The sequence below is a fragment of the Loktanella sp. DJP18 genome, assembly GCF_049310965.1.
In the GTDB taxonomy this organism is placed as follows: Bacteria; Pseudomonadota; Alphaproteobacteria; order Rhodobacterales; family Rhodobacteraceae; genus Loktanella.
Window position 1 is genome coordinate 1 of sequence record NZ_JBMERN010000276.1, and the last position, 2,258, is coordinate 2,258.

2 protein-coding genes are annotated in these 2,258 nt (G+C 61.2%); both read right to left on the reverse strand.

Going from position 1 to position 2,258, the window contains the following annotated elements; all coding sequences use genetic code 11:
• Window positions 1–73: 73 nt before the first annotated feature.
• A complete protein-coding gene (gene istB / locus ACOI1H_RS25100) occupies window positions 74–871 on the reverse strand; it encodes an IS21-like element helper ATPase IstB (RefSeq protein WP_422440996.1) in 798 nt (265 codons plus the stop codon).
• Window positions 861–2,258: IS21 family transposase (gene istA / locus ACOI1H_RS25105; RefSeq protein ID WP_422440997.1), on the reverse strand; the 1,398-nt coding region annotated here is incomplete at its 5' end. The genes istB and istA, both read right to left, overlap by 11 nt.

Consider the following 2,258-nt stretch of genomic DNA (forward strand, 5'->3'; position numbering starts at 1 on the left):
TGTTGATTTCCACCCAGAAGTGACCCGGGTTTTCCATCGAGAACTGACCCACCTTGAGGTTATGTTTCGAGGGTCAGGTTTGGGTCAAGACATCATTGCTCTCCTTCTTTTTCCGGGCCGCTACGGCGGCGGCACTGGCTTTGAAGCGGAAGCTGTCGTTGCCGGTCTCCAGGATGTGGCAGCGATGGGTCAGGCGATCGAGGAGCGCCGTCGTCATCTTGGGGTCGCCGAAGACGGTGGCCCATTCGCTGAAGCTCAGGTTCGTGGTGATGACGACACTGGTGCGCTCGTAGAGTTTACTCAGCAGATGGAAGAGCAGCGCGCCGCCTGATGCACTGAACGGCAGGTAGCCAAGTTCGTCCAGGATCACGAGATCGAGGCGGACGAGACTTTCGGCAAGCTGTCCGGCTTTACCTTTGGCCTTCTCCTGCTCGAGCGTATTGACGAGCTCAATGGTCGAGAAGAAACGGACTTTACGACGGTGATGTTCGACAGCCTGCACGCCAAGGGCCGTCGCGACATGCGTTTTGCCGGTGCCCGGGCCACCGATCAGCACGACGTTCTGCGCGCCGTCCATAAACTCGCAGCGATGCAGTTGGCGCACTGTGGCCTCGTTGATCTCACTGGCCGCAAAGTCGAAGCCGGACAGATCTTTATAAGCCGGGAAGCGGGCAGCCTTCATGTGGTAGGCAATGGACCGGACCTCCCGCTCGGCCACTTCGGCCTTCAGTAACTGGGCGAGCATCGGCACCGCGGCATCAAAGGCGGGTGCGCCTTGTTCCATGAGGTCTGTCACGGCTTGCGCCATCCCGTGCATCTTCAGGCTGCGGAGCATGATGATAATGGCGCCACTGGCGGGATCATGACGCATGGCGGCCTCCGGCGGTCCGGGCCCGCAAGCCGTCATAGCGTTCGACATTCGCCTTTGGCTCACTGCGAAGAGCAAGGGCCTGTGGCGTATCGATGTCGGGCCCGCCGATCGTCTTGCCATCGATCAGACGGTGCAGAAGGTTCAGCACGTGGGTTTTGGTTGCGACGCCCTCAGCCAATGCCATTTCCACGGCGACCAGCACGGCCTGTTCGTCGTGGTGCAGAACCAGCGCAAGGATGTCTACCATCTCCCGATCACCGCCAGGCTTGCGCAGCATGAGATCTTGCAGCTGCCTGAAGGCCGGAGGGAATTCCGCAAAGGGCGCGCCGTTCCTGAGTGCCCCGGGCTTGCGCTGGAGGACGGCCAGGTAATGACGCCAGTCGTAAATTGTGCGTGGTGAGAGTTGGTGGCTGCGCTGGATCACCCGCACATGTTCACACAGGGTCTGACCCTCGGCGGCAACCACCAGACGTTCGGGATAGACCCGCAAGCTCACCGGGCGGTTCGCAAATGACGCCGGGACGCTATAGCGATTGCGTTCGAAGCTGATCAGGCAGGTCGGCGATACCCTTTTGCTCAGTTCGACGAAGCCATCGAAGGCGGGTGGCAATGGCATCAGCGCTGCCTGCTCTGCGGCCCAAACGTCTGCAATGCTCCCAGGCAGCGTTGCATGCGGGATCTCAGTCCACAACGCGACACAGCGCTCTTCCAGCCAGTCATTCAGTGCCGCAAGATCGGCGAAGTCCGGCATGGGTTGCCACAGTCGGTGTCGAGAATCCTGCACGTTCTTCTCGACCTGTCCCTTCTCCCAGCCGGCAGCAGGATTGCAAAACGCCGGATCGAACACGTAGTGGTTGGCCATCGCGAGGAACCGCATGTTGACCTGCCGGTCCTTCCCGCGACCGACGCGGTCAACTGCGGTGCGCATGTTATCGTAGATGCCGCGCTCCGGAACCCCGCCGAAGACCCGGAACCCATGCCAGTGGGCATCGAACAGCATCTCGTGCGTTTGCAGCAGATACGCCCGGACCAGAAAAGCCCGGCTGTGCGATAGTTTGATGTGGGCAACCTGGAGCTTGGTGCGTTCGCCACCCAGAACGGCAAAATCCTCGCTCCAGTCGAACTGGAATGCCTCGCCCGGCCGAAACGACAGAGGCACGTAGGTGCCACGCCCTGTCGTCTGCTGATCCCGTTGCCGATCGGCCCGCCAGTCGCGCGCAAACGCGGCGACCCGGTTGTAAGACCCGTCAAAGCCTAAAACCACCAGATCGGCATGCATCTGCTTCAGCGTCCGCCGCTGTTTGCGTGACTTCGCCGCCTCCGTCTTCAGCCAGCCGGCAAGTTTATCGGCGAAAGGATCGAGCTTGCTCTGCCGTTCCGGCGTCGC